Here is a 26,726-nt window from a genome sequence, read left to right as displayed (position 1 = left end):
CCGACCCGCCGAAAGCGCGGCGAGAGCCCGCCGTTCGGCGTGCCGGGGTCCTCGGCGTGCGGCCGCCCGCCCGCTGCGGGGCGGGCGGGAAGCCCGGCGGCGGAGCTAGAACCCGTGCCGCACCCCGCCGTCCACCGGCAGCATCACGCCCGACAGGTAGGAGGCCGCCGGGGAGAGGAGGAACGCCGCCGTGCGGCCGAACTCCTGCGGGGTGCCGTAGCGGCGCAGCGGGATGCGCGACTCGGCCGCCCGGCGGGTGGCCTCCGGATCGGCGGAGAGGGAGTCCAGTTCGCGCACCCGGTCGGTGTCGATGCGGCCGGGGAGCAGACCGACGACGCGGATGCCGCGCGGACCCAGCTCGTCCGCGAGGGACTTGGCGAAACCGGCGAGGCCGGGACGCAGACCGTTGGAGATGGTCAGGCCGGGGATCGGCTCGTGCACCGAGCCGGACAGCACGAAGCCGATGACACCGCCCTCGCCCAGTTCCGCGGCGGCGGCCCGGGCGAGCCGCACCGCGCCCAGGAACACCGACTCGAACGCCGTCCGCCACTGCTCGTCGGTGGTGTCGGCGACGAACCCCGGCGGCGGCCCGCCCACGCTGACGAGGATGCCGTCGAAGCGGCCGAACCGCTCCCGCGCGGTCGCGATCAGCCGCTCGGCCGCCTCGGGGTCGGCGTTGTCGACGGCCACCCCGACCGCGTCCGGGCCGAGCGCGGACGCCGCCTCGGCGACGGCCTTCTCCTCCCGCCCCGTCACGACCACCTTCGCGCCGTCGGCGACCAGCTCGCGCGCCGAGGCGTTGCCCAGCCCGCGGGTCGCCCCGGTGACGACGTACACCCGGTCCTTCAGTCCAAGATCCATGGCGTCTATCCTGCCTCCTCGTCCCCGAACAGGGCGAGGGCGGTGTTCACCAGGCCGATGTGGCTGAACGCCTGCGGGAAGTTGCCCAGCAGCCGCCCGCCCGCCGGGTCGTACTCCTCCGCCAGCAGCCCCACGTCGTTGGCGAGTCCCAGCAGCCGCTCGAACAGCTCGCGCGCCTCCTTCGTGCGGCCCGTCATGTGCAGGGCGTCCGCGAGCCAGAACGAGCACACCAGGAACGTGCCCTCGTCCCCGGGCAGTCCGTCGACGGCCGTCCGGTCCGTGGAGTAGCGGTGCAGGAAGCCGTTCTGCTCCAGCTCCGCGCGGACCGCGTCGATCGTGCCGAGCACCCGCGGATCGTCGGGCGGCAGGAAACCCACCCGGGGGATCAGCAGCAGGGCGGCGTCCAGTTCGCGCGAGCCGTAGGACTGCGTGAAGGTGTTCCGCTCGGGGTCGTAGCCCTTCTCGCACACCTCCCGGTGCACCTCGTCGCGCAGCGCCCGCCAGCCGTCGAGGTCGCCGTCGAAGTCCGGGTGCTCCTGGAGCGTGCGCACCGCACGGTCGGCCGCCACCCACACCATCACCTTGGAGTGCACGAAGTGGCGCCGGCCGCCGCGCACCTCCCACAGCCCCTCGTCCGGCTGCCGCCACGCCGTGCGCAGGTAGTCCATCAGGACCGTCTGCAGCGCCCACACGTCCGGCTGCGGGGACAGCCCCGAACGCCGGGCCAGGTCCAGGGAGTCCATGACCTCGCCGTACACGTCCAGCTGGAGCTGGTCCACGGCGGCGTTGCCGACCCGTACGGGCGAGGCACCGCCGAAGCCGGACAGCCACGGCAGCTCGAACTCGGGCAGCCGCCGTTCGCCCGCCAGGCCGTACATGATCTGCAGGTCCGCCGGGTCGCCCGCGACCGCGCGCAGCAGCCAGTTGCGCCAGGCCTCCGCCTCCTCCTGGTACCCGGCGGCCAGCAGCGCGTTCAGGGTGAGCGTGGAGTCCCGCAGCCAGCAGAAGCGGTAGTCCCAGTTGCGCACGCCGCCCGGCTCCTCCGGCAGCGAGGTGGTGGGCGCGGCGACGATGCCGCCGGTGGGGGCGTAGGTGAGCGCCTTGAGGGTGATCAGCGACCGGACGACCGCGTCCCGGTACGGGCCGTCGTAACGGCAGCGGGCCGCCCAGGCGCGCCAGTCCGCAGTGCTGTGCCGCAGCGAGGAGTACGGGTCGACCAGCGGCGGCCGCGGCTCGTGGGAGGGGTGCCAGGTGAGCACGAACGCGACCCGCTCGCCCTCCCGCACCGTGAACTCCGAGACCGTGCCGAGGTCCTCGCCCCAGGTGCGCACCTCCGGCACGCTGCGCAGCCACGCCGAGTCCGGCCCGGCCACCGCCACCCGGTGGCCGTCCTCCCTGCGCACCCAGGGCACGACCGAGCCGTAGTCGAAGCGCAGCCGGAGCGTGCTGCGCACGGTCACCTCGCCGCGCACGCCCTGCACGATGCGCACCAGGTCGGGCGCGCGGTCGCGCTGGGGCATCAGGTCGGTGACCCGCACCGCCCCGTCCGGGGTCTCCCAGTCGGTGTCCAGGACCAGGGTGTCGGGGCGGTAGGCGCGGCGGGCACACCGGTCCGCGCCGACGGGGGCGATGCGCCAGTGGCCGTTGTCCTCGTCACCGAGCAGCCGGGCGAAGCAGGCCGCCGAGTCGAAGCGGGGCAGGCAGAGCCAGTCGACCGAGCCGTCCGTGCCCACCAGGGCAGCGGTCTGTTCGTCGCCGATGAGCGCGTAGTCCTCGATACGGTGCACGGTGTGCGGGTGCCCGGCCGCCCGGCGCGGCAATCAGGGGAAGGCCGGGAGAGCGGCGGACCGCCGGCGGACGCGTGCCGCGGGGCGCTGCTCGTGCGCCGGTCAGACCGCCGCCGGCTGCGACTCCTCGGCGTCCGCCTTCCCGGCGGCCGCCTCCGCGCGCTCCCGGACCTCGCGGCGGACCAGGATCACCCAGCCGACGGGGACGCCCGCGGCGAACAGCCACCACTGGACGGCGTACGCCATGTGGTTGCCGATGCTGTCGTGGTCGGGGGCGGGGATCAGCTCCGGGGTGTCCCCGGCCGGCGCGGGCTCGACCAGCTCGACGTAGCCGCCGAGGACCTGCCTGCCGAGGCGCTCGGCCGCCTGCCCGCTGTCGATCAGCATGACCTGCCGGTCGGGCAGCTCCTCGAGGTTCTTGATGCCGCTGTCCTCGGTCGTCTGGTCGGGCAGCAGCCGCCCGGTGACGGTGATCTCACCCTTCGGCGGCGCGGGGATCTCCGGGAACGCGGACTGGCTCCGCTCGTCGGAGGGGACCCAGCCCCGGTTGACCAGGAGGACCTTGCCGTCGTCGAGCACGAAGGGGGTCAGGACGTGGTAGCCGACCCTGTCGTCCGCGTTGGTGCGGCGGCGCACGACGACCTCGTCGTCGGGGGCGAAGCGGCCCTTCGCCGTCACCCTGCGGTACCGGTCGTCCTCGTCGACCTCGGCCCCGGGCGAGGTCAGGGACCCGGCCGGCACCGGCTTCGCGGCCAGGGAGTCGGCGATCACCTGGTTCAGCGCGACGCGGCGCTCGTGGCGGTGCAGCTGCCAGAAGCCCAGCTCGATCATCGTCGGGACGAGCACGAGCGCCACGAGGGTGAGGATCACCCACTGGCGGGACAACAGGAAGCGGTACACCCCACGACCGTACAACTCGGTCGTGGGGGCCTTGGAGGCGGGTACGCCCTTCACACCCGGTCGACGATCCCCACCTTCCCCTCGGCACGGGCGCAGTGGGCGCCGCAGTACCAGTGGCCTTCGGCCTCGACGCCCTGGCCGATGATCTGCACCCGGCAGTGCTCGCAGATCGGGGCCATGCGATGGATCGCACAGGAGAAGCAGTCGAAGACGTGCACCGCGCCCTGCGCGTGCACCTCGAAGGTCATGCCGTAGCTGTTGCCGCAGACTTCACATGTCGCCATGCGCCACAGGGTGGGCCGTCGGCCCGGCGCGGGCGAGCGGGCGGCGGGCGAGTCGCCCGGCAATCACCCGTCCGTACGGCCCGCCCCTCCCGTCCGCCCGGGCCGTCCTCCCGTCCGTACGGCCCGCCTGCCCGTGACCGTCCGCCTCCCGTCGGTCAGCCGTCCGAAGCGGGTTCGACGTCCCCGAGCAGCTGACCGAACGCGGCCTCGTCGACGATCGGCGTGCCGTACTGCCGGGCCTTGACCACCTTGGAGGTGCCCGAGTCCGGGTCGTTGGTGACGAGGAGGCTGGTGAGCCGGGACAGGCTGGTGGCGACGTGCAGCCCGGCCTCGGTCGCGCGGTCCTCCAGCAGCTCCCGCTCGACGGAGGTGTCGCCGGAGAAGGCCACCCGCATGCCCTGCCTGAGCCGCCCGCCCGGTTCGTACCGCCCCGGGTTGGGGTAGGGGCAGGCGGGCCTCCTGCGGGACGGGCGCCAACCGGTCGGCCGGTACCCGCCGGACCCCGCCTGCTGCCCGGTGCGGGGCCGGTCCGCCCACTCCGTCAGCGGCCGGCACTCGTGCAGCGGCAGCCGCACACCGCTCGCCGCCGCGGCCCGCAGACTGGGCCGGAACGCCTCCGCCAGCACGCGCGCGTCGTCCAGCGCGTGGTGCGCCCGCCGCTGGACGACACCGAAGTGCGCGGCGAGCGACTCCAGCTTGTGGTTGGGCAGCGGGAGCCCCAGCTCCTTCGAGAGGGCGATGGTGCACAGCCGCTGCCTGACCGGCGCCTCGCTCCGGGCGCGGGCGTACTCCCGGGCGATCATCTGCCAGTCGAAGACGGCGTTGTGCGCGACGAGCACCCGGTCCTGCAGCCGGGCCGCGAACTCCTCGGCGACGTCCCGGAAGAGGGGCGCCCCCTCCAGCACCTCGCTGGTCAGGCCGTGGATCCAGACCGGGCCCGGATCCCGCTCCGGGTTGACCACCGTGTACCAGTGGTCCTCGACCTCACCGCGCGCGTCCAGCCGGTAGACGGCCGCGGAGATGATGCGGTCGTCGCGGGCCAGCCCCGTGGTCTCCACGTCGACGACCGCGTACCCCCGCGGATACGCGGCCGGCCACGCGGTGGGGGAGGACGCTGCGGTCGTGAGGTCTTCGAGCATGGTTCACGAGGATACGGGCCGCGACTGACAGCGCGGCCCGTCAGGTGCCGCCGGAGCGGCCGGCGGACAGGGGCCGGTCCCCACCCGGCGCCGCCCGGGAGCGGCCGTCCCTCACCAGCGGATCGGCACCGGCAGAGCGGTCAGCAGACCCGACGCGGCGACCACCACGCCCAGCGTCCACACCTCCGCCCGCGCGGGGGTGGCGGCGGTCAGCGGGTCGGCCGCGCGGGCCAGCCGGATCCGGGCCCACAGGGCGAGGACGGCGACACCGGCCACCAGGATCACCTTGGCGAGCAGGACACGCCCGTACGCCGTGTCCGTCAGCTGCTCCAGGACCGTCTCCGGCGGCATCCTGCGCAGCGAACTGCACACCCCCGTCGCGGTGACGGCGACGAGCAGCACGGCCGCCGCGCGCGCGTAGCGCCCCAGCAGCGCGCCGCCCGCCTCCGCGCCCCGCCACAGCCGCAGGGTGCGCAGCACGTACAGCAGGCCGCCCGCCCACAGCGACGAGCAGATCAGGTGCACCAGCGTCAGCCCGGAGCCGACCAGCGGGCTGTACTCGGTCGTCGGATGCGCGCGCAGGGCCTCCGCGACCACCACCGCGGCCAGCGGCCAGACCTGGGTGCCCGGACGGCCGGACGCGGCGCACAGGCCCGCCGCCAGGAACGCGTTGACCTCCAGGAGGGCGAGCTTGCCGTCCCGGGTCGCGTACAGGCCGCCGACGTCGACGTCGGCCAGGCCGTCGGGGACCAGGTTGCCGGTGGCCACCACGGAGGCGAGTCCGAGGGCGGCCACGAAGCCGACGGCGCACGCCGCGACGGACCGGCTGCGGGGCACGGCCGCGGGAGCGCCGGGCACGGAGCGGATCAGCCGGCCGACGAACAGCTCGCCGACGGGTACGGCCAGCGCCGCGAACAGCACCGTGCGCAGCAGGGCGATGCCGCCGGTGCCGGGCGCGTCGGCCTCCCCGGTGCCGTGCAGCGCGGGGGCCGGGCCGAGGAGCGGTATCAGCGCGGCCAGTGCCACCAGCGCGATCACGGCGACGGACCGGCCGGCGCCGGGACGCCCGGCGCCCCTGCGCGCACCGGTCGCCCCGGGCCTGGGATTCGTCACAGTCACCCCAGGATCTTCACCAGCGCACACAGAACCGGGCAAGTCCGGGGCGGAAGTGACGGCGCGGCATTCCGCACCGGGGGAACACTTCGAGCCGCCCGGCCGGTCCCGGTCCCCGGCCCGGCGCGGTGGAACCGTCCGCCGGCCGGTCCGGCCGTGCCGCCCCGGCCCGTCACCCCGGCCCGGCCGTCACTCCCAGCGCGCCGGGTCGGCCCCCCACGGCCCGGGCGGCCGTGCCCAGTCGTCCGGACCGCCGGCGAACGACACCGGGGACAACGCGTACCGCAGCGTCCCCAGAGGGCTGTCCCGCTCCGCGAGCCAGGCGTCGGCGGGCACCTCGGACACCGGCCCGCCCGAGACACCGTCAGCCCCCGCGGACGCGGGCACGGCTCCTTCGAGCAGCCACCCCGCGGTCCTCGCCAGCGCCACCCGGACGATCCTGCTGCCGCCCTCGTCCATCTGCTCGGTGAGCGCCCGCAGCACCCCGGCCGCCAGCAGATAACCGGTGCCGTGGTCGAGCGCCTGGACCGGCAGCGCGCCCGGCCGCCGGGCCGAACCCTCGAACGCCGCGATCCCCGTGGCCACCTGGACCAGGCTGTCGAAGCCGCGACGGCCGCCCCACGGCCCGTCGGCGCCCCAGGCCGACAGCCGGGCCACCACCACGCCGGGCCGGCGCTCGGCCAGGGCCTCGGCGGTCAGCCCGAAGCGGTCCAGCGCGCCCGGCCGGTACCCGGTGACCACCACGTCCGCCGCCGCGAGCAGTTCCTCGAGGGTGTCCCGGCCGGTCCGCAGGTCCAGCCGCGCCGACCGCTTCCCGAAGCCCGTGTCGGCGTGCTGGTCGGGGAGTTCGGGCAGCCACGGGGCGTCCACCCGCAGCACGTCCGCGCCGAGCAGCGCGAGCGTGCGGGTGGCGACCGGCCCCGCGAGGACCCGGGTGAGGTCCAGCACCCGCAGCCCGGCGGCGGGCAGCAGCGGGTCCCGGCCCGCGCGCGGGCCCACCCGCGTGCGGGCGGAATCCAGCCGGTCCCGCTCCACCAGGGGGTGTCCGCCCACCGCCGCGCCCTGTGCGTGCGCCGCCCACTCCTCGGGCGTGCGCAGGGCGACGGCGAGGCCCCCGGCCGCGTGCACGGCCTCCTCGGTCTCCCGCGCCGACCGCTCGGCGAGCGCCGCCGCCACCGCCTCCGGACGGTCCGGCACGCCCAGCGCGGTGAGCAGCCGGGCCCGGTGGTGCGGGTAGTTGGCGTGGGTGCGCACCCACCCGTCGGCCGTGCGCCACAGCCGCGACAGCGGCGCGAAGGCGACCGGCGCCCGTCCGCCCACCCGCAGGTGCCGCTCGCCGGCGAACGCCGTCGCCACGGCGCCGTCGTCCACCCGCACCGCCGGTACGGCGGCGAGTCCGGCCCGCCGCGCCCCCAGCTCCGCGGCGGCCAGCGCGCACGCGCCCACACAGGCGCGCGCCGCCTCCCGCACCGGCAGGCGCGCCCGGAGCGCACCGGGCCGTTCGACGGCCGACACGCGCACCAGGAGGGCGGGATCGCCGCCCAGCGCGGACCAGGCGGAAGCGATATCAGTCATGACTGCACTATGCAGTATTGATTGAATCAATATGCGAGGGCGGCCGACTCCGGGCCCCGGACGGCGGAAAGGCCGGGCGGGACGCCCGGCCTTTCCGTTCTCAGGGTCCTGCCCGCCGGCTACCGCGTCACCGCGTCCAGCGCGTCGGTCATGCCCCAGCCGTAGAAACCGTTGCGGTTCTTCGGGCCCTCGCACACCGCGTCGACCTTGCCGTCGCCGTCGATGTCGTACGGGTCCGTGCACGCGGTGGCGTCGGCCTGCGCGTACAGCAGGGCCTTCACCAGCGCCGGCGAGGCGTGCGGGTGCGTCGACCTGATCAGCGCGGCGACGCCCGCGACGTGCGGGGACGCCATCGACGTGCCCGCCATGTAGCCCCACTTGCCGCCGGGCAGCGTGCCCAGGATCAGACCACTGGTGGCGGGGGCCTCCGGCTTCTGGTACGCCGTCGAGTCACCGCCGGGCGCGGCGATGTCGACGACACCCCGGCCGTAGTTGGAGAAGGACGACTTCAGCCCCTTGGCGCCGGTCGCCGCGACCGTCACGACACCCGGCAGCTGGGTCGGTATGTCGAAGCACTCGGACGGGTCGATCACCCGCTCCGACGGGGTGGAGTCGTTCGGGGAGACCGGGTCGGTGATCTCGTCGGCCGCGAGGTCGTAGTTCTCGTTGCCGGCCGCGGCCACGTTGACCGCGCCCTTGCGCTCCGCGTACCGCGAGGCCCGGGTGACGGCCTCGACGAGCGCCTTCTGGTCCGGGTCGTCGGTGCAGTTGAAGTACCAGGGGTCGGTGTAATAGCTGTTGTTGGTGACGTCGACCCCGTGCTCGGCCGCCCACATGAAGCCGCACACCACGGCCTCGGTGTAGAAGAAGCCGTCCGGGTTGGACACCTTGATGCCCGAGACCTTCACGCCGGGCGCGACGCCGGTCATGCCGACGCCGTTCTTGGCGGCGGCGATCTCGCCGGCGACGTGCGTGCCGTGCGCGCTCTCCGACGGTCCGGGCCGCCAGGCGCCCTCGCTCGTGTCCGGCTTGCCCGACACGCAGTTGACCGACGCGGCCCGGTCGAAGTTGGGCGCGATGTCGGGGTGGGTGTCGTCCACGCCGGTGTCGATGACGGCGACGGTGACCTCCGCGCTGCCCAGCGACTTCTCGTGCGCCCGGTCCGCCTTGATGGCGGGCAGGTCCCACTGCAGCCCCTGGAGCGGGTCCTGTCCCTCGGCGGCCTCGGCCCCGGCGACCTCCGCCGCGCTGAGCACCTTCGGGGTGCCCATGTCGGCGGTGGACGCCGACGGCAGCGGCGCGGTGCGGGTGGCGCCGGCCGACTGCACCCCGCGCACCTTCCGGACGGTCTTCGCGAAGTCGGGGTTCGAGGAGTGGACGACGATGACGCCGATCTTGTCGTACGACGTCACGACGGTGCCGCCGGCCTCGCCGATCGCCTTCTTCACGTGCGCCGACGCGCCGTGACCGCCACGGACGTTGACGACGTAGCTGAGCGGGGTCGCGTCGGCGGACACGGCCGGCGCGCCGGCGGCCGGCGCGGCCGCGGCCGCGGTGTTCGGCAGGAACGCGAGCGCCGTGGCCACGGCCATCCCGGCCGGGATCGCGACCGCACGGCGGTGGCGCGGGTGGGACACAGTCATGGGGTCTCCAGTTCGTTCACGAATGCGGGCGGACGGGTCCGAAGTGCGATGCTCCGGGGCTCACTTGACGGCGCGCAGCGCGTTGACGACGCCGAAGCCGTAGAAGCCGTTGACCCGGCTGCCGCCCTCGCACGTCGCGTCCTGCGCGCCGTCACCGTCCTGGTCGTAGGACTCCGGGCAGCCGGGGTTGTCCGCCTGCGCCTTCAGCAGCGCCTGCAGCTGGGCCGGGGTCGCCCACGGGTGCTTGGACTTCAGCAGCGCGGCCACACCGGCGGCGTGCGGCGAGGCCATCGAGGTGCCCTGCAGGAAGGCGTACTCGCCGTTCGGCATGGTGGACAGGATGCGCCCGTCCTTCGACGGCGTGTCCGGCAGCTGGTAGCGGCGGTCGCCGCCCGGCGCCGCGACGTCGACGACGCCGTTGCCGTACGTGGAGTAGTACGACTTGAGGTTGTGGACGCCCGTCGCGCTGACCGTGACGACGCCCGGGAGCTGGGTCGGCACGTCGAGGCACTCGCTCGGGTCGATGGTCCGCGTCACCGGCGTGGTGTCGTTGGGGCTGGAGTCGTCGACGATCGCGTCGGAGGCCAGGTCGTGGCTGGAGTTGCCGGCCGCCGCGACGTTCAGCGTGCCCTTCTTCCGGGCGTACAGCTGGGCCCGGTTGACCGCGTCGACGATGGCCCTCTGGTCCGGGTCGTCCATGCAGTTGTACAGCCACGGGTCCACGTAGTAGCTGTTGTTCGTGATCTCCACGCCGTGGTCGGCGGCGAACACGAAGGCGCACACGACGCTCTCCGCGTAGAAGAGGCCGTTGTGCGGGTCGGTCACCTGGATGCCGGAGACCTTCACCCCGGGCGCGACGCCGGCCACCCCGACGCCGTTGCGGGCGGCGGCGATCTCACCCGCCACATGGGTGCCGTGGTAGTCGGCGGGGGTGTACGGCCGCCAGGCGCCCTCGCTGGTGTCCGCGACGCCGCCCGCGCAGTTGGCGGACTGGGACGCGGAGAAGTTCGGGGCGAGGTCCGGGTGGGTGTCGTCGACGCCGGTGTCGATCACGGCGACGGTCACCTTGTCGCTGCCGGGGTTGATCCGCGCGGCCCGGTCGGCACCGATCGCCCGCAGGTCCCACTGGTCCGCCTCGAGCGGCTCGCTGCCGGGGGTCGCGGCGGAGGCGGCCCTCGTCCGCGCCGCCTCGGCCGCCGTCAGGTAGTCGGCGGCGCCCTCCTCGGTCGTCCCGGCGGGGGTCAGCGGCGCGGTGCGGGTGGCGCCGGCGGACTGCACGCCGCGTGCCTTCCGTATCTCCTTGCCGAAGTCCGGGTTCGCCGAGTGGGCGACGATCACGCCGATCCTGTCGTACGTGACCACGACGGTCCCGCCGGCCGCGGCGACCGCCTTCTCCACCGACGCGATCGTGCGGCGGTCCACCGCGGTGTTGACGACGTACGCCAGGGCGGACGCGTCCGCCGCCCGCTCGGCCGCCGGCGCCGTCTGCGGGGCCGCCGAGGCCGCCGCCGGCAGGAAGCCGAGCGACGCGGTCAGGGACAGCGCGACGGGCACGGCGAGGGCGAGCCGGCGTCTGGAACGCAGATGAGCCATGGGGTCTCCACATCATCCGGAAACGAAACCGGCCCGAGGCACAGGTGGTGCTCGGGCAGGTACATGACGGGGTGGTGCAGGGTGAAGCTATCCCGCGATGTTGCTGGCCAGCAACGTTTTCCCGGAAGGACTTCACAAAGGAGGACCCGAATGTCCCACAGACGTCCCGCGCGGTGTCCCGCGCGCCGCCCTCCGCGGCACACCCGGCGGCGTCCCGCGCGGCGTCCCGCGGAAAGAAGCGCACACGGTTGAACCGGTCCTCGCGTGGCGCCGTGACCTTGTGCAGGAAGCGCGAGGACACTCGCCTTCCGTCCCCGTCCGACCGCACCACTACGCGAGGAGACTCCGTGGCCGCCGAAGCACCGCCCCCCTCGACGGAACAACGCAAACTCCCCACGCCCGAGGAGTTCACCGAGGTGCAGGAGAGCGCTGAGTTCGGTGAACTGCGCCGCTCCTACCGCTCCTTCGCCTTCCCGCTGACCGTCGCCTTCATCGCCTGGTACCTGCTGTACGTCCTGCTCTCCAACTACGCGGGCGACTTCATGGGCGCCAAGCTGTTCGGCAACATCAACGTCGCCTTCGTCTTCGGCGTCCTGCAGTTCGTCACCACCTTCCTCATCGCCTGGTGGTACTCCCGGCACGCCGCCGCCGAGCTCGACCCCAAGGCCGAGGCCATCAAGACCCGTATGGAGGGCGGCGCATGAGCCCCGCGATCACCCATGTCCAGCTCGCCGCGAACGAGGCCAGCGAACACCGGCCGCTCATCATCACGCTGTTCGCCCTGTTCGTCCTCGCGACCCTCGGCATCACCGTCTGGGCCGGCCGCCAGACCAAGGACGCCGCCGACTTCTACGCGGGCGGGCGCCAGTTCAGCGCCTTCCAGAACGGGCTCGCGGTCTCCGGCGACTACATGTCGGCCGCGTCCTTCCTCGGCATCGCGGGCGCCATCGCCCTCTTCGGCTACGACGGCTTCCTCTACTCCATCGGCTTCCTGGTCGCCTGGCTCGTGGCGCTCCTCCTGGTCGCCGAGCCGCTGCGGAACTCCGGCCGCTACACCATGGGCGACGTCCTCGCCTACCGCATGCGCCAGCGCCCCGTGCGCACCGCGGCCGGCACCTCCACCATCGTCGTGTCGATCTTCTACCTGCTGGCCCAGATGGCGGGCGCGGGCGTCCTCGTCTCGCTGCTGCTCGGCATCACCTCCGACGCCGGCAAGATCCTCATCGTCGCCCTGGTCGGCCTCCTGATGATCGTGTACGTCTCCATCGGCGGCATGAAGGGCACCACCTGGGTCCAGATGGTCAAGGCCGTGCTGCTCATCGGCGGCACCCTCCTGATCACCTTCCTGGTGCTGCTGAAGTTCAACTTCAACATCTCCGACCTGCTGGGCAAGGCCGCCGAGAACAGCGGCAAGGGCGCGGCCTTCCTGGAGCCCGGCCTCCAGTACGGCGCGACCGGCACCTCCAAGCTGGACTTCATCTCCCTGGGCATCGCCCTGGTGCTCGGCACCGCCGGCCTGCCGCACATCCTCATCCGCTTCTACACGGTGCCCAACGCCAAGGCCGCCCGTAAGTCCGTGAACTGGGCCATCGGCATCATCGGCGGCTTCTACCTGATGACCATCGCGCTCGGCTTCGGCGCCGCCGCGCTGATCTCCCAGGACGAGATCATCGCCTCGAACCCGTCCGGCAACACGGCCGCCCCGCTGCTCGCCCTGCACCTGGGCGGCGTCGACTCCGCCTGGGGCGCGATCCTGCTGGCCACCATCTCGGCGGTCGCCTTCGCGACGATCCTCGCCGTGGTCGCCGGACTCACCCTCGCCTCGTCGTCCTCCTTCGCGCACGACATCTACGCCAACGTCATCCGCAAGGGGAAGGCCACCGAGAAGGAGGAGATGAGGGCGGCCCGCTGGGCGACCGTCTTCATCGGCATCGTCTCCATCGCGCTGGGCGCCCTCGCCCGCGACCTCAACGTGGCCGGCCTGGTCGCGCTGGCCTTCGCGGTCGCCGCGTCCGCCAACCTGCCGACCATCCTCTACAGCCTGTTCTGGAAGCGGTTCACCACCCAGGGCGCGCTGTGGTCGATCTACGGCGGTCTCGTCGTCGCCGTCGGCCTGGTGCTGTTCTCGCCCGTGGTCTCCGGCGACCCCAAGGCGATGTTCCCGGACGTCGACTTCGCCTGGTTCCCGCTGAAGAACCCGGGTCTCATCTCCATCCCGTTCGGCTTCCTGATGGGCTGGCTCGGCACCGTCCTGTCCAAGGAGGAGCCCGACGCCAGGAAGTACGCGGAGCTGGAGGTCCGGTCGCTGACCGGTACCGGCGCCCACTGAGCCGCACCCCGGACGGCCGCGTCGCGGGGACCCCTGGAGGTCCCTACGACGCGGCCGCCGCACATCTCGTCGCATCGGGGCGCTGCGGGTTGTCGGTGGCGTCACGTAGGCTCACGGGTACGGAGCACGAGTGATCCGCGCAGAGGGAGGGGGCCGCGTGCTCATCGACACCTACGGCCGGGTGGCCACCGACCTGAGGGTCTCGCTGACCGACCGGTGCAATCTGCGGTGCACCTACTGCATGCCCGAGGAGGGCCTGCAGTGGCTGGCCAAGCCCGACCTGCTCACGGACGACGAGATCGTCCGCCTCATCCGCGTCGCCGTCACCTCCCTCGGCGTCCAGGAGGTCCGCTTCACCGGCGGCGAGCCGCTGCTGCGCCCCGGCCTGGTCGGCATCGTCGAGCGCGTCGCCGCCCTCGAGCCCCGCCCGCAGACGTCCCTCACCACCAACGGCATCGGGCTGAAGCGCACCGCGCCCGCCCTGAAGGAGGCGGGCCTGGACCGGGTCAACGTCTCCCTCGACACGCTCCGCCCGGACGTCTTCAAGGCCCTCACCCGCCGCGACCGCCACCGGGACGTCCTCGACGGCCTGTCCGCGGCCCGCGAGGCCGGGCTGGTCCCGGTGAAGGTCAACTCGGTCCTGATGCCGGGGCTCAACGACGACGAGGCCCCCGACCTCCTCGCCTGGGCCGTGGAACACGACTACGAGCTGCGCTTCATCGAGCAGATGCCCCTGGACGCCCAGCACGGCTGGAAGCGCGACGGCATGATCACCGCGGGCGACATCCTCACCTCCCTGCGCACCCGCTTCGAGCTGACCCCCGAGGGCGACGAGGCCCGCGGCTCCGCCCCGGCCGAGCGCTGGCTGGTCGACGGCGGCCCCCACCGCGTCGGCGTCATCGCCTCCGTCACCCGCCCCTTCTGCCGCGCCTGCGACCGCACCCGCCTCACGGCCGACGGACAGGTCCGCACCTGCCTGTTCGCCACCGAGGAGACGGACCTGCGCGCCGCCCTGCGCTCCGGCGCCCCCGACGAGGAGATCGCCCGCATCTGGAAGCTGGCCATGTGGGGCAAGAAGGCGGGCGCGGGCCTGGACGACCCGTCCTTCGTCCAGCCCGACCGCCCGATGTCGGCCATCGGCGGCTGACCCCGGACACCAGCCGCCGACGCCGCACACCGGCGGCCGGGAAGCCGTGTCCCTACGCGCCCTCGGGCGCCTCCCACTCCTCGAACCGCACGACGTCCTTGAGGAACCCCCGCACCCCGAGGAACTGCGAGAGGTGCTCGCGGTGCTCCTCGCAGGCGAGCCACGTCTTGCGCCGCTCCGGGGTGTGGAGCTTCGGGTTGTTCCAGGCGAGCACCCACACGGCGGCGGCACGGCAGCCCTTGGCGGAACAGATCGGCGTCTGGGGATCAGGGACCATCACACCGCCGACCCTAACCCGGTCGGCGCGGTGCGAAGTCCCCGGGAAAAGGCGACGCCGAGCAGCCACGGGGGGAGCTGCCCGGCGTCGGTCCGTCGCTCCGACGGGGGATGCGGAGCGCGTACGAAGTATGTCACGGCCCACCCCGCCCCCGGCACCGGAACAACATGATTGATCTGAGCTTTTCCTGAGCTTGGCGGGGAATCGGCTTCCGCTCGGCGCCGTTCCCCGTCACGCCCGGTCTTCACGACCGCTCGGGCCGCTCCGTTCGTGCGCCCGTCACGGGCCCGGACGCCACATCTTCCGGGTCGGATTCCGCGGCACCGTCATTCGTCCGCGGCGGCGCGATCATCGGCTTCACCGGCGTCGTCACGAACGTCGACGGCAACGACGGCGCGTTCTCGCGCCCCGCGTTGGCGATCACCACCGCGACGTACGGCAGCACCGCCCCCAGGACCAGGGCCACGATCGCGACATGCCGTTCCACGTTCCAGAGCGTGGCCGCGAGGATGACCGAGACCGTACGGACGGCCATCGAGATCACGTAGCGGCGCTGCCGCCCGCGCACGTCCTCCTGGAGGCCCGCCCGGGCGCCGGTGATCCGGAACACCTGGACGCTGCCGCCGCCATGCTGCTTCCGCATCAGATTCCACCATCCGCCCGCATCGGACTCCTCCCGACCCTGACCGTCCCGTGACCGGTCGGGGACACCGGGCCCGGACAGGTCCACGTTACGCCGCGGCCGCGCGGGTCACGAGACCGGGGCGCCCCCCGCCCCTCCACCCGGCCTGCGCCGCAGCGCGTACGACACCACCCGACATGCGCCGTACGGCGGATCGGCCGACACTGGCCGTGATGCTCACGTCACGTCGTACGAGGAGGCAGCCATGGGCTGGTTGTGGGCGATCATCGTGGGACTCGTGCTCGGTCTGATCGCCAAGGCGGTGATCCCGGGCAAGCAGCACCTGCCCCTGTGGCTGACCGTCATCCTGGGCATGATCGGCGGCATCGCCGGCAACGCCATCGCACGGTCGGCGGGCGTCGACGCCACCTCGGGCATCGACTGGTGGCGGCACATCTTCCAACTGGCGGCCGCGATCATCCTCGTCGGCCTGGGCGACGCCGCCTACACGGCGGCCCGAGGGGGCAAACGCCGGGCATGACGGGGCGCACACGGGAAGGAGGGGGCAGCCCCCGCACCGCAGACCGCCCCCTGCCCGCGCGGCTCAGCCGGCCGTGACCTCCACCGCCGCCAGGTTCTTCTTGCCCCGGCGCAGCACCAGCCAGCGCCCGTGCAGCAGGTCCTCCTTCGCGGGCACGGCGTCCTCGGCGGTGATCTTGGCGTTGTTCACGTAGGCACCGCCCTCCTTCACCGTGCGCCGCGCGGCCGACTTGCTCGCCACCAGGCCGACCTCGGCGAACAGGTCGACGACCGGGCCGAGCTCGGACACCCGCACGTGCGGCACCTCGGAGAGGGCCGCCGCCAGCGTCCGGTCGTCCAGGTCCGCCAGCTCGCCCTGGCCGAAGAGGGCCTTGGACGCGGCGATCACGGCGGCCGTCTGGCCGGCGCCGTGCACCAGGGTCGTCAGCTCCTCCGCCAGCGCGCGCTGCGCGGCCCGGGCCTGCGGCCGCTCCTGGGTCTGCCGCTCCAGCTCCTCCAGCTCCTCGCGGGACCGGAAGGACAGGATGCGCAGGTAGCGCGAGACGTCCCGGTCGTCCGTGTTCAGCCAGAACTGGTAGAACGCGTACGGCGTCGTCATCTCCGGGTCGAGCCAGACGGCGCCGCCCTCGGTCTTGCCGAACTTGGTGCCGTCCGCCTTCGTCATCAGCGGCGTCGCGTAGGCGTGGACGGTGGCCTCCGGCTCCAGCCGGTGCAGCAGGTCCAGCCCCGCCGTGAGGTTGCCCCACTGGTCGCTGCCGCCCTGCTGCATCGTGCAGCCGTACCTCCGGTACAGCTGGAGGAAGTCCATGGCCTGCAGCAGCTGGTAGCTGAACTCCGTGTAGCTGATGCCCTCGGAGGACTCAAGGCGCCGGGCGACGGAGTCCTTCGTCAGCATCTTGTTGACGCGGAAGTGCTTGCCGATGTCCCGCAGGAACTCGATCGCGGAGAGGTTCTGCGTCCAGTCGAGGTTGTTGACCATCGTGGCCGCGTTCTCGCCCTCGAAGGACAGGAACGGCTCGATCTGGGTGCGCAGCCGCTCGACCCAGCCGGCGACGGTCTCCGGCGGGTTCAGCGTGCGCTCGGCCGTCGGACGGGGGTCGCCGATCTGACCCGTGGCGCCGCCGACCAGCGCCAGCGGCCGGTGACCGGCCTGCTGGAGCCGGCGCAGGGTGAGCACCTGCACCAGGTGCCCCACGTGCAGCGACGGCGCGGTCGGGTCGAAGCCGCAATAGAACGTGACGGGACCGTCCGCGAGCGCCTTGCGCAAAGCGTCCTCGTCGGTGGACTGGGCGAACAGCCCGCGCCACTTCAGCTCGTCGACGATGTCCGTCACGGTTCTCGTGTCTCCTCGATGGTCTTCGGCCGTTCGGGTGACGGCCGACTGTGAACGCCTACGAGGTTATACGCCCTGGCTGACGGAGCTCATGTTGAAATCGGGGACGCGCAGCGCCGGCATCGCCGCCCGGGTGAACCAGTCGCCCCACTCCCGGGGCAGCGTCCGCTCCGTGCGCCCCGCCTCGGCGGCCCGGCCCAGCAGGTCCACCGGCGACTCGTTGAACCGGAAGTTGTTGACCTCCCCGGTCACCTCGCCGTTCTCGACGAGGTAGACGCCGTCCCGGGTGAGACCGGTCAGCAGCAGCGTCGCCGGGTCGACCTCGCGGATGTACCACAGGCAGGTCAGCAGCAGCCCGCGCCCGGTCGCCGCGACCATCTCCTCCAGGGAGCGGTCCTCGCCCCCGTCCAGGACCAGGTTGTCGATCCCCGGTGCCACGGGCAGCCCGGTCAGGCCCGCGCTGTGCCGGCTGGTGGTCAGGTGCGCCAGCTCGCCCTCGCGGATCCACTCCGTGGCCGTCAGCGGCAGCCCGTTGTCGAACACGGACTGGTCGCCGCCGGAGGAGTGCGCGATCACGAAGGGCGCCGACTCCAGACCCGGCTCGTCCGGGTCGCTGCGCAGGGTCAGCGGCAGCTCGGTCAGCTTCTCGCCGATCCGGGTGCCGCCGCCCGGCCGGGAGAACACCGTGCGGCCCTCGGCCGCGTCCCGGCCCGAGGCCGACCACAGCTGGTAGATCAGCAGGTCCGCCACGGCGGTCGGCGGCAGCAGCGTCTCGTACCGGCCCGCGGGCAGCTCCAGCCGCCGCCGCGCCCAGCCCAGCCGTACGGCCAGCTCGGCGTCGAGCGCCGCCGGGTCCACGTCCTTGAAGTCCCGCGTGGCCCGGCCCGCCCACGCCGAGCGGGTACGGTCCGGGGACTTGGCGTTCAGCTCCAGCGTCCCGTTCGGCTGGTCGTGCCGCAGCCGCAGCCCCGTCGACGTCCCCAGGTAGCTGGACACCATCTCGTGGTTGGCGAAGCCGTACAGTTCCCGGCCGCCCGCACGCGCGCGTGCGAACGCCTCGCCGAGCGCCGGCGCGAAGTCGGCGAACACGGCGGAGGAGGTCTCCGCGGGCGCCTCGGTGAACCCGGGCGACTCGGCCGGCCCCGTGACCAGCGGCTGGGCGTCCTCGGCCGGCCCCGCGCCCCGCGCGGCGGCCTCGGCGGCCCGCACCAGCGGCTCCAGCTCGTCGGCGGTCACCGCGGACCGGGACACCACCCCCGAGGCGGTGCCCTCGGCGCCGTCCACCGTGGCGACGACGGTGAGCGTGCGCCCGCGCGTGACGCCGTTCGTGGTCAGCGCGTTGCCCGCCCAGCGCAGATTGGCGGTCGAGTGCTCGTCGGCGATCACGACACAGCCGTCGGCCCGGGACAGCTCCAGGGCGCGCTCGACGATCTCGTGCGGCTTGGTGGTGCGCGCGCTCATCGACCCGCCTCCTGCGTGGTGTTCAGAATGTTGACTCCCTTGAAGAGGGCGGACGGGCAACCGTGCGAGACCGCCGCCACCTGCCCCGGCTGGGCCTTGCCGCAGTTGAAGGCACCGCCCAGGACGTACGTCTGCGGACCGCCGACCGCCGCCATGGAACCCCAGAAGTCGGTGGTCGTGGCCTGGTAGGCGACGTCCCGCAGCTGCCCGGCGAGCCGCCCGTTCTCGATCCGGTAGAAGCGCTGCCCGGTGAACTGGAAGTTGTACCTCTGCATGTCGATGCTCCAGGACCGGTCCCCGACGACGTAGACGCCCCGGTCCACGCCCCCGATCAGGTCCTCCGTCGACATCCCGGCCGGATCCGGCCGCAGCGAGACGTTGGCCATGCGCTGCACCGGCACATGGCCGGGGGAGTCCGCGAAGGCGCACCCGTTGGACCGCTCGAACCCGGTGAGCTTCGCGATCCGGCGGTCCAGCTGGTAGCCGACCAGCGTGCCGTCCTTCACCAGGTCCCAGGACTGCGCCTCGACGCCCTCGTCGTCGTAGCCGACGGTCGCCAGGCCGTGCTCGGCGGTGCGGTCGCCGGTGACGTTCATCAGCTCCGAGCCGTACCTGAGCTTCCCCAGCAGGTCGAAGGTGGCGAACGAGGTCCCGGCGTAGGCCGCCTCGTAGCCGAGCGCGCGGTCCAGTTCGGTGGCGTGCCCGATGGACTCGTGGATGGTCAGCCACAGGTTGGACGGGTCGACGACGAGGTCGTACAGCCCCGGCTCCACGCTCGGCGCCCGCATCTTCTCGGCGAGCAGTTCCGGGATCCGCTCCAGCTCGTCGTCCCAGTCCCAGCCGGTGCCCCGCAGGTACTCCCAGCCGCGGCCGACGGGCGGTGCGAGGGTGCGCATGGAGTCGAACTCACCGCTCGACCCGTCCACCGACACGGCCGTGAACACCGGGTGCAGCCGCACACGCTGCTGCGTGGTCACGGTCCCGGCGGTGTCGGCGTAGAACTTGTTCTCGTGCACGGTGAGCAGCGAGGCGTCGACGTGGTCCACCCCGCCCGCCGCCAGCAGCCGCGCGCTCCACTCGGCCAGCAGCCCGGCCTTCTCCGCGTCGGGCACGGTGAACGGATCGATCTCGTACGACGACACCCAGGTCTTCTCGGCGTGCACCGGCTCGTCGGCCAGCTCGACGCGTTCGTCCGACCCGGCGGCCCGGATCACCTGCGCGGACAGCTTCGCCATGGCCACGGCCTGCGAGGCGACCCTGGCGGCGGCGTCGAGGGACAGGTCCACCCCGGAGGCGAACCCCCACGTCCCGCCGTGCACCACCCGCACCGCGTACCCGAGGTCGGTGGTGTCCGACGACCCGGCCGGCTTGGCGTCCCGGAACCGCCAGGACGCGTTGCGCACCCGCTCCAGGCGGAAGTCCGCGTGCTCCGCCCCGAGCGCCCGCGCGCGGGCGAGCGCGGCGTCGGCGAGGGCCCTCAGGGGCAGTGCCAGGAACGACTGATCGACTTCATGGGGCACGGTGTGGTTTCCCTTCGGGGTGCGTGCCGGGGTGACCGTCACGGGCAGTGAATCATGCCGCACAGCCGGCGTTCCCCGGAAAATCCGCACACCGGCGTCCCGGCCTCCCCGGGCCCCGGGAACCGGGGGTGACGGCGGGCGTGAAACTGTAGGGACCCGACAGAGCCGCCCGTCGGCCACTGTCGGTGCCCGAATGTCCCCCCGTGGACCCGGACCGATAGGTTTTCGGGGAAGCCGCCTGCCGTCGTTGCCCGTCACCGGGCGTCCGGGCGGAGAACGAAACCGCTATCGAAAGGGTGATCCGTTGAGCCGCTCGGTTCTCGTCACCGGAGGCAACCGGGGCATCGGCCTCGCCATCGCCCGCGCGTTCGCCGACGCCGGAGACAAGGTCGCCATCACGTATCGCTCGGGGGAGCCGCCGGCCGCCCTGACGGACCTGGGCTGCCTGGCCGTCAAGTGCGACATCACCGACGCCGAGCAGGTGGAGCAGGCCTACAAGGAGATCGAGGAGGCGCACGGCCCCGTCGAGGTGCTCGTGGCCAACGCCGGCGTCACCAAGGACCAGCTCCTGATGCGCATGTCCGAGGACGACTTCACCTCGGTCGTCGACACCAACCTCACCGGCACCTTCCGGGTGGTCAAGCGCGCCAACCGCGGCATGCTGCGCGCCAAGAAGGGCCGCGTCGTGCTGATCTCCTCGGTGGTCGGCCTGCTCGGCTCCGCGGGGCAGGCGAACTACGCCGCCTCCAAGGCCGGCCTGGTCGGCTTCGCGCGCTCCCTCGCCCGTGAGCTGGGTTCGCGCAACATCACCTTCAACGTCGTCGCGCCCGGCTTCGTCGACACCGACATGACCAAGGTGCTCACCGACGAGCAGCGCGCGAACATCGTGTCGCAGGTGCCGCTCGGCCGGTACGCGCAGCCGGAGGAGATCGCCGCGACGGTGCGGTTCCTCGCCTCGGACGACGCCTCGTACATCACTGGAGCCGTCATCCCCGTTGACGGCGGACTGGGAATGGGTCACTGATCACCATGAGCGGAATTCTCGAGGGCAAGCGCGTCCTGATCACCGGTGTGCTGACGGAGGCCTCCATCGCCTTCCACACCGCCAAGCTGGCCCAGGAGCAGGGCGCCGAGGTCATCCTGACCGCGTTCCCCCGGCCCACGCTGACCGAGCGCGTCGCCAGGAAGCTGCCGAAGCCCGCCAAGGTCATCGAGCTCGACGTCACCAACGACGAGCACCTCGGCCGCCTGGCCGACGTCGTCGGCGAGGAGCTCGGCGGTCTCGACGGCGTCGTGCACTCCATCGGCTTCGCGCCGCAGGACGCGCTCGGCGGCAACTTCCTCAACACGCCGTTCGAGTCCGTGGCCACGGCCATGCACGTCTCGGCGTTCTCCCTGAAGTCGCTGACCATGGCCTGCCTGCCGCTGATGCAGAACGGCGGCTCCGTCGTCGGCCTCACCTTCGACGCGCAGTACGCCTGGCCGCAGTACGACTGGATGGGCCCCGCCAAGGCCGCCCTGGAGGCGACCAGCCGCTACATGGCCCGTGACCTGGGCAAGCAGAACATCCGCTGCAACCTCGTCTCGGCGGGTCCGCTCGGCTCCATGGCCGCCAAGTCCATCCCGGGCTTCGCCGAACTGGCCTCCGTCTGGGACACCCGCGCCCCGCTGGAGTGGGACCTGAAGGACCCGGAGCCGGCCGGCCGCGGTGTCGTCGCCCTGCTGAGCGACTGGTTCCCGAAGACCACGGGCGAGATCGTCCACGTCGACGGCGGTCTGCACGCCATCGGCGCCTGACCGGACGCCTCGCGAGGGCCCGCGTCCCGAGAGGGCGCGGGCCCTCGGCGTGTCACCCGTCCGGCTCGGCGGCCGTCGCCGTCGCCCCTGCGCCCGCCCTGCCCCGGTACGGGGCGAGGGGGCGCACGCGTGCACCCGCCGGGGCACGGACCGGGGCGGCCACCGGCGGGCCGTCAGCCACCGGTGGTGGAGGGACCGAACCGCCCCGGCCGGCACGCCAGCGGATAGGCGGCGGCCTCCTCGGCCGCCGTCGCCCCGTCGCCCGCGCGGATCGCGTCCACCAGCCGCCCGTGGTCCATGCGCGTCTCCGGGGTCAGCTCCCCGCCCACGTCGTCGCGCAGCCAGTCCCTCAGCACCTCGCCCAGGTCCGCGTACATCGCGGTCATCACGTCGTTGTGCGAGGCGGCCACGACGGCCAGGTGGAACGTCGCGTCCGCCGCCACGAACGCCTCCGCCTCGCCCGACTCCCAGGCCTCCTCGCGGCGCAGCAGCAGCGTGTCGAGCTGTTTGAGGTCCTTCTCCGTGCGCCGCTGTGCGGCCAGCCGCGCCGCGGCCGACTCCAGGGTGGAGCGGAGCTCGGCGACGTGCCGGGGGTCGGCGCCGGCGAAGCGGCGGTGCATCACGCCGGCCAGCTCGCTCGTGGCCACCACGTACGTGCCCGAGCCCTGGCGGATGTCCAGCAGCCCGTTGTGCGCGAGCGCGCGGACGGCCTCGCGGACCGTGTTGCGGGCGACGCCCAGCTGCTCGACCAGCTCCGGCTCGGTGGGGATGCGCGAGCCGACCGGCCACTCGCCCGAGGTGATCTGGGCCCGCAGCGCGGCGATGACCTGCTCGGACAGCGCCGAACGACGCGGATGGCTCAGAGGCATGGCCCACCTTCGCACGACAGGGGCACCGGACGGCAATCCCGGCAGCAGCAACCTGGACAACCAATCATCCTATGATTCTATGATGAGCCGCATGACTGGCGAGGAAACCCGGACGCTCGAGTCCACGACCGCACGCGCTCCGGTCACGCCTGGGGTCCCCGGGCCCGGGGACGGCGCCGCGCGTGCGTGGACCGCCCGGCTGCTCGTCGCCGGCGTCGTGCTGGCCGCGCTGAACCTCCGTCCCGCCGTCACCAGCCTGGGCGCACTGCTCGAGGAGGTCCGCGAGGGGCTCGGCATGAGCGGCAGCATGGCCGGACTGCTCACCTCGGTGCCCCCGCTGTGCTTCGCCGTCTTCGGGGTCGCCGCGCCCCGGCTGGCCCGGCGCTTCGGCGCCGGCGCGGTGGTGTGCGCCGGCATGGCCGCCATCGGCGCCGGCCTGCTGGTCCGCCCCTTCACGGGCGGCACCGCGGGCTTCCTGGCCGCCACCGCCCTCGCGCTGATGGGCATCGCCGTCAGCAACGTCCTGATGCCGGTCATCGTCAAGCGCCACTTCCCCGACCGGGTCGGCTCCATGACCGGTCTGTACACGATGGCCCTCGCCCTGGGCGCCGCGGCGGCGGCCGCGGTGACCGTTCCGCTGACCGACGCCGTGGGCGGCGACTGGCGGTCGGGCCTCGCCCTGTGGGCGGCCCTCGCCGCGGCCGCCGCGCTGCCGTGGATCCCGTTCGTGCGGGAGCGGAGCACGGCGCCGGCCGGACGGGCCCCCGGCGGGCGCGTGCGGCGGGGGGCACCCGACGGCGCGCAGACGCCCGCGCCGCGCGTCACGCGCAGCCGCACCGCCTGGGCGCTGGCCGTCTTCTTCGGGCTCCAGGCGACCGCCGCCTACATCACCATGGGCTGGATGGCGCAGATCTTCCGGGACGCGGGCGTGCCCGCGGACACGGCCGGACTGATGCTCGCGGTCCTCATGGTGATGGGGGTGCCGCTGGCCTTCGTCATACCGCGTCTCGCCGCGCGGCTGCCCCACCAGGGGCCCATCGTGCTCGTGCTGGGCGTGAGCGGCCTCGCCGGGTACGCCGGCCTGTACCTCGCACCGGCCGCCGGCGCCTGGGCCTGGGTGCTGCTGCTGGGCGTCGCCAACTGCGCCTTCCCCCTGGCGCTCACCATGGTCGGGATGCGGGCCCGGACCGGCGCGGGCGTGGCCCGGCTGTCGGCCTTCGCGCAGAGCACCGGCTACCTGATCTCCATCCCGGGGCCGCTCCTGGTGGGCGTGCTCCACCAGCACAGCGGCGGCTGGGGGCTGCCGATCGCGTTGATGGCCTGCCTGATGGTCCCGCAGACGATCGCGGGCGTCCTGGCCGGCCGCGACCGCACGGTCGAGGAGGAGGCGGCCCGCCGGCCCCGCCCCACGGGGGAGTGAACGCGCGTTCCCGTCCGACCCCGGGAGCCGCCGCGGGGCGGAGGATGCGAGACTTGTCCCATGCCAGTCCTCGACCCGAACCCGCAGAACGGCCAGAAGAAGATGCTGCTCGTCTTCGGCGCGTTCTTCGCCATCTTCATCGTCATCGGCGTGATCGCGACCGTCCTCGCGCCGTGACGGCCCCCGCCGCCCCGTCCGGGCGGCCGTGGTGGGGCTAGCACCCCCATCCCCTAGGGGGTCAGGCTCAGGGTCAAGTGGGTGGATCACCGGATGGGTTGAAGCCCGGGGGATCCGTACCTTCGAGATGTGACCGCGAGACGCGGTCACGGACCATCCGAAGGACGGAGGCCCCCCATGTCGGCGCGCACGCACACCCGGCCCCATCCGGCCCCCCGGGGCGGCGTCGACACCAGGCTGCCGTGGTGGGCCCTCGCCCTGCCCGTGCTCGCCTTCGTCGCGCTGCTCGCCCTGGTCCTGAACCCCTCCGACGCCCACGCCGCCGCGGGGGAGCCCGCGATCACCCACCTCGTCGAGCGCGCACGGCAGCTCATGGCCCGCTGAACGCCCCGGAGGCGGCCGTCAACTCCCTGCGCCCCGTGGCCTGTTTCATGCGAAGCTGGGTGCCATGAGCGTCGCAGAACCCCGCAGGATTGTCCTTTTCCGGCATGCGAAAGCCGACTGGCCCCCGGTGTCCGACCACGAGCGCCCGCTCGCGGAGCGGGGCCGCATGGACGCCGCAGTCGCCGGACGCAAGCTCGCCGACACCGGCATCGCCTTCGACCTGGCCCTGTGCTCCACCGCGGTCCGGACCCGGGAGACCTGGAAGCTCGCGGTCCAGGAGTTCCCGCAGCGACCGAAGACCGTCTACGAGGAGCGGGTCTACGAGGCCTCGCCCGGCGAGCTGATCGCCCTGCTCAACGAAACCCCCGACGACGCGCAGAACGTCCTCCTGATCGGCCACAACCCGGGCGTCCAGGCACTCGCCGACATCCTGGCCGGCACCGCCGAGGGCGACGCCCGCGAGCGGATGAACCGCCTCGGCTACCCGGCCGCCGCCTTCGCCGTCCTGTCCTTCACCGGCTCCTGGAAGTCCCTGGAGCCCGGTGTCGCCACGCTCCTCGACTACTGGGCGCCGACCGGGTGACGCACCCGGCCTGACAGCCGGGCCGCGCACCCGGCACGACAAGGGGCCCGGCGCCCCGCGGACGGGGGAGGCCGGACCCCTTGTCGTGCCGCGACCGGGCCCCGACGGCTCAGTCCGCGTCGAGCGTGTCGGCCGCCTCGACCTCTTCGCGGGTGACGCCCAGCAGGTACAGGACCGTGTCGAGGAAGGGGAAGTTCACCGCGGTGTGGGCGGCCTGGCGCACCACCGGCTTGGCGTTGAAGGCGACACCGAGGCCGGCCGCGTTGAGCATGTCCAGGTCGTTGGCACCGTCACCGATCGCCACGGTCTGCGACAGCGGCACCCCCGCCTCGGCCGCGAACCGGCGCAGCAGCCGGGCCTTGCCCGCCCGGTCCACGATCTCGCCGGTGACCCGGCCGGTCAGCTTCCCGTCGACGATCTCCAGGGTGTTGGCCTGGGCGAAGTCCAGCCCCAGCCGGTCCTTCAGGTCGTCCGTGACCTGGGTGAAGCCACCGGAGACCACGCCCACTTGGAAGCCGAGGCGCTTCAGCGTGCGGATCAGGGTGCGGGCGCCCGGCGTCAGCCGCACCTCGCTGCGGACCTTGTCCACCACGGAGGCGTCCAGCCCCTCCAGCAGCGCCACGCGCGCGTGCAGCGACTGCTCGAAGTCCAGCTCCCCGCGCATCGCCGCCGCCGTCACCTCGGCGACCTCGTCCTCGCAGCCGGCGTGCGCGGCGAAGAGCTCGATCACCTCGTCCTGGATGAGGGTCGAGTCCACGTCCATGACGACCAGGCGCTGCGCCCTCCGGTACAGCCCCGCCGCGACCACGGCGATGTCCACCCCGAGCCTGGTCGCGTCGGTCACCAGCGCGGTGCGCAGCGGTTCCGTCTCCACCCCGGACACCGCGAACTCCACGGCGGTCACCGGGTACTTGGCGAGCCGGAAGATACGGTCGATGTTGCCGCCGGCCTTGGTGATCCGCGCGGCGATCGCCGCCGTCGCCTCCGAGGTGAGGGGGTGGCCCAGCACGGTGACCAGGGAGCGGCCGAGCCCGCGCGGCCGGTTGTCGCCGATGCCCGAGATGATCTCCGCCTGCATCTTCATCGAGTCCGCCCAGTTGTGGACGGTCGCCCGCAGATCCCCTTCCAGCCCCTTGGGCGGCTCGGTCACGAGCGCGCAGAGCACGATGCGGCCACGGGTGACGACCTGCTCGATGTCGACCACGTCGACCGAGTAGGCGGCGAGGGTGTCGAAGAGGCCGGCCGTGATGCCCGGCCTGTCCTTGCCGAAGATCTTGACAAGGAGGGTGGGGACGTCGGAGGTCTGCGATGCACTCATGGTGCTTCCACCGTATCCGGCACCCAGTGCCCCGCGCCCCCGAGGTCCGTCTGG

The 26,726-nt window shown here is 73.2% G+C and carries 26 protein-coding genes; 10 read left to right on the top strand and 16 right to left on the bottom strand.

Annotation, left to right across the window (positions count from 1 at the left end; all coding sequences use genetic code 11):
* Window positions 1-105: 105 nt before the first annotated feature.
* The 9 genes from GL259_RS10205 to GL259_RS10165 all read right to left on the bottom strand — a co-directional run bounded on the left by GL259_RS10205 (window position 106) and on the right by GL259_RS10165 (window position 10,895).
* Window positions 106-861 carry an SDR family oxidoreductase gene (locus GL259_RS10205; RefSeq protein WP_159531308.1) on the bottom strand — a complete coding sequence of 252 codons (756 nt, stop codon included), beginning with the start codon at window positions 859-861 and terminating at the stop codon, window positions 106-108.
* Between the two features lie 5 nt (window positions 862-866).
* Entirely contained in the window at window positions 867-2,648 is a 1,782-nt protein-coding gene (locus GL259_RS10200; protein WP_159531306.1) for a glycoside hydrolase family 15 protein, read from the bottom strand.
* Window positions 2,649-2,750: 102 nt separating this feature from the next.
* A complete protein-coding gene (locus tag GL259_RS10195) occupies window positions 2,751-3,548 on the bottom strand; it encodes an SURF1 family protein (RefSeq protein WP_159531304.1) in 798 nt (265 codons plus the stop codon).
* Window positions 3,549-3,598: 50 nt separating this feature from the next.
* Window positions 3,599-3,832: a hypothetical protein gene (locus GL259_RS10190; protein WP_159531302.1), complete on the bottom strand. Its 234-nt coding sequence runs from the start codon at window positions 3,830-3,832 to the stop codon at window positions 3,599-3,601.
* Window positions 3,833-3,987: 155 nt separating this feature from the next.
* Window positions 3,988-4,971 (bottom strand): DEDDh family exonuclease, encoded by a 984-nt coding sequence (locus tag GL259_RS10185; RefSeq protein ID WP_159531300.1) that lies wholly within the window; start codon window positions 4,969-4,971, stop codon window positions 3,988-3,990.
* 111 nt (window positions 4,972-5,082) lie between these two features.
* A complete protein-coding gene (locus GL259_RS10180; RefSeq protein WP_243762553.1) occupies window positions 5,083-6,084 on the bottom strand; it encodes a CopD family protein in 1,002 nt (333 codons plus the stop codon).
* 189 nt (window positions 6,085-6,273) lie between these two features.
* Window positions 6,274-7,659 carry a CoA transferase gene (locus GL259_RS10175; RefSeq protein ID WP_159531296.1) on the bottom strand — a complete coding sequence of 462 codons (1,386 nt, stop codon included), beginning with the start codon at window positions 7,657-7,659 and terminating at the stop codon, window positions 6,274-6,276.
* Between the two features lie 119 nt (window positions 7,660-7,778).
* On the bottom strand, window positions 7,779-9,302 hold the full coding sequence (locus GL259_RS10170) for a S8 family serine peptidase (protein ID WP_159531294.1): 1,524 nt from the start codon (window positions 9,300-9,302) through the stop codon (window positions 7,779-7,781).
* A gap of 60 nt (window positions 9,303-9,362) precedes the next feature.
* The gene (locus GL259_RS10165; RefSeq protein ID WP_159531292.1) at window positions 9,363-10,895 is read right to left on the bottom strand and encodes a S8 family serine peptidase; all 1,533 of its coding nucleotides are present in this window, start codon (window positions 10,893-10,895) and stop codon (window positions 9,363-9,365) included.
* Window positions 10,896-11,242: 347 nt separating this feature from the next.
* Here GL259_RS10165 and GL259_RS10160 point away from each other — a divergent pair, with 347 nt between their 5' ends.
* From GL259_RS10160 to moaA, 3 genes are all read left to right on the top strand, one after another.
* Window positions 11,243-11,599 carry a DUF485 domain-containing protein gene (locus GL259_RS10160; RefSeq protein ID WP_159531290.1) on the top strand — a complete coding sequence of 119 codons (357 nt, stop codon included), beginning with the start codon at window positions 11,243-11,245 and terminating at the stop codon, window positions 11,597-11,599.
* Entirely contained in the window at window positions 11,596-13,224 is a 1,629-nt protein-coding gene (locus GL259_RS10155; protein WP_159531288.1) for a cation acetate symporter, read from the top strand. Before GL259_RS10160 ends, GL259_RS10155 begins: the two co-directional genes overlap by 4 nt.
* A 157-nt stretch (window positions 13,225-13,381) precedes the next feature.
* Window positions 13,382-14,371 carry a GTP 3',8-cyclase MoaA gene (gene moaA, locus GL259_RS10150; protein WP_159531286.1) on the top strand — a complete coding sequence of 330 codons (990 nt, stop codon included), beginning with the start codon at window positions 13,382-13,384 and terminating at the stop codon, window positions 14,369-14,371.
* A 52-nt stretch (window positions 14,372-14,423) separates the two neighbouring features.
* Here moaA and GL259_RS10145 read toward each other — a convergent pair whose 3' ends face one another.
* Together GL259_RS10145 and GL259_RS10140 are read right to left on the bottom strand one after the other, a co-directional pair.
* Window positions 14,424-14,648 (bottom strand): hypothetical protein, encoded by a 225-nt coding sequence (locus GL259_RS10145; protein WP_159538531.1) that lies wholly within the window; start codon window positions 14,646-14,648, stop codon window positions 14,424-14,426.
* 244 nt (window positions 14,649-14,892) lie between these two features.
* On the bottom strand, window positions 14,893-15,291 hold the full coding sequence (locus tag GL259_RS10140) for a DUF3099 domain-containing protein (protein ID WP_166461635.1): 399 nt from the start codon (window positions 15,289-15,291) through the stop codon (window positions 14,893-14,895).
* Between the two features lie 244 nt (window positions 15,292-15,535).
* Here GL259_RS10140 and GL259_RS10135 point away from each other — a divergent pair, with 244 nt between their 5' ends.
* On the top strand, window positions 15,536-15,811 hold the full coding sequence (locus GL259_RS10135) for a GlsB/YeaQ/YmgE family stress response membrane protein (protein ID WP_159531284.1): 276 nt from the start codon (window positions 15,536-15,538) through the stop codon (window positions 15,809-15,811).
* Window positions 15,812-15,874: 63 nt separating this feature from the next.
* On the opposite strand, the gene tyrS is transcribed toward GL259_RS10135, so the two are convergent.
* The 3 genes from tyrS to GL259_RS10120 all read right to left on the bottom strand — a co-directional run bounded on the left by tyrS (window position 15,875) and on the right by GL259_RS10120 (window position 20,124).
* Window positions 15,875-17,143 carry a tyrosine--tRNA ligase gene (gene tyrS, locus GL259_RS10130; protein WP_159531282.1) on the bottom strand — a complete coding sequence of 423 codons (1,269 nt, stop codon included), beginning with the start codon at window positions 17,141-17,143 and terminating at the stop codon, window positions 15,875-15,877.
* Window positions 17,144-17,209: 66 nt separating this feature from the next.
* On the bottom strand, window positions 17,210-18,604 hold the full coding sequence (locus tag GL259_RS10125) for a metallopeptidase TldD-related protein (RefSeq protein ID WP_159531280.1): 1,395 nt from the start codon (window positions 18,602-18,604) through the stop codon (window positions 17,210-17,212).
* Complete coding sequence (locus tag GL259_RS10120) at window positions 18,601-20,124, bottom strand: TldD/PmbA family protein (protein ID WP_159531278.1); 1,524 nt, start codon at window positions 20,122-20,124, stop codon at window positions 18,601-18,603. Before GL259_RS10120 ends, GL259_RS10125 begins: the two co-directional genes overlap by 4 nt.
* Window positions 20,125-20,428: 304 nt before the next feature.
* Between GL259_RS10120 and fabG the strand changes: the two genes are divergently transcribed.
* Together fabG and fabI are read left to right on the top strand one after the other, a co-directional pair.
* The gene (gene fabG / locus GL259_RS10115; protein WP_159531276.1) at window positions 20,429-21,148 is read left to right on the top strand and encodes a 3-oxoacyl-[acyl-carrier-protein] reductase; all 720 of its coding nucleotides are present in this window, start codon (window positions 20,429-20,431) and stop codon (window positions 21,146-21,148) included.
* Window positions 21,149-21,153: 5 nt separating this feature from the next.
* On the top strand, window positions 21,154-21,921 hold the full coding sequence (fabI, locus tag GL259_RS10110) for an enoyl-ACP reductase FabI (protein WP_159531274.1): 768 nt from the start codon (window positions 21,154-21,156) through the stop codon (window positions 21,919-21,921).
* Window positions 21,922-22,094: 173 nt separating this feature from the next.
* Here the strand turns inward: fabI and GL259_RS10105 are convergent, their stop codons facing one another.
* Window positions 22,095-22,790, bottom strand: a complete 696-nt coding sequence (locus tag GL259_RS10105) for a FadR/GntR family transcriptional regulator (protein WP_159531272.1) — start codon at window positions 22,788-22,790, stop codon at window positions 22,095-22,097.
* 79 nt (window positions 22,791-22,869) lie between these two features.
* Between GL259_RS10105 and GL259_RS10100 the strand changes: the two genes are divergently transcribed.
* The 4 genes from GL259_RS10100 to GL259_RS10085 all read left to right on the top strand — a co-directional run bounded on the left by GL259_RS10100 (window position 22,870) and on the right by GL259_RS10085 (window position 25,354).
* Window positions 22,870-24,210: an MFS transporter gene (locus GL259_RS10100; RefSeq protein ID WP_159531270.1), complete on the top strand. Its 1,341-nt coding sequence runs from the start codon at window positions 22,870-22,872 to the stop codon at window positions 24,208-24,210.
* A gap of 60 nt (window positions 24,211-24,270) precedes the next feature.
* The gene (locus GL259_RS39310; RefSeq protein WP_006132620.1) at window positions 24,271-24,387 is read left to right on the top strand and encodes an SGM_5486 family transporter-associated protein; all 117 of its coding nucleotides are present in this window, start codon (window positions 24,271-24,273) and stop codon (window positions 24,385-24,387) included.
* A gap of 177 nt (window positions 24,388-24,564) precedes the next feature.
* Window positions 24,565-24,771, top strand: coding sequence for a hypothetical protein (locus GL259_RS10090; protein ID WP_159531268.1), 207 nt, complete (start codon window positions 24,565-24,567; stop codon window positions 24,769-24,771).
* 64 nt (window positions 24,772-24,835) lie between these two features.
* The gene (locus tag GL259_RS10085; RefSeq protein ID WP_159531266.1) at window positions 24,836-25,354 is read left to right on the top strand and encodes a histidine phosphatase family protein; all 519 of its coding nucleotides are present in this window, start codon (window positions 24,836-24,838) and stop codon (window positions 25,352-25,354) included.
* A 109-nt stretch (window positions 25,355-25,463) separates the two neighbouring features.
* Here the strand turns inward: GL259_RS10085 and serB are convergent, their stop codons facing one another.
* A complete protein-coding gene (gene serB, locus GL259_RS10080) occupies window positions 25,464-26,672 on the bottom strand; it encodes a phosphoserine phosphatase SerB (protein ID WP_159531264.1) in 1,209 nt (402 codons plus the stop codon).
* Window positions 26,673-26,726 lie beyond the last annotated feature (54 nt).

It is taken from the genome of Streptomyces sp. Tu 3180, from assembly GCF_009852415.1.
Taxonomy (GTDB): domain Bacteria; phylum Actinomycetota; class Actinomycetes; order Streptomycetales; family Streptomycetaceae; genus Streptomyces.
The sequence above is the reverse complement of the archived record's forward strand: the minus strand, read 5'-3'. Positions and strand labels throughout refer to the sequence as shown.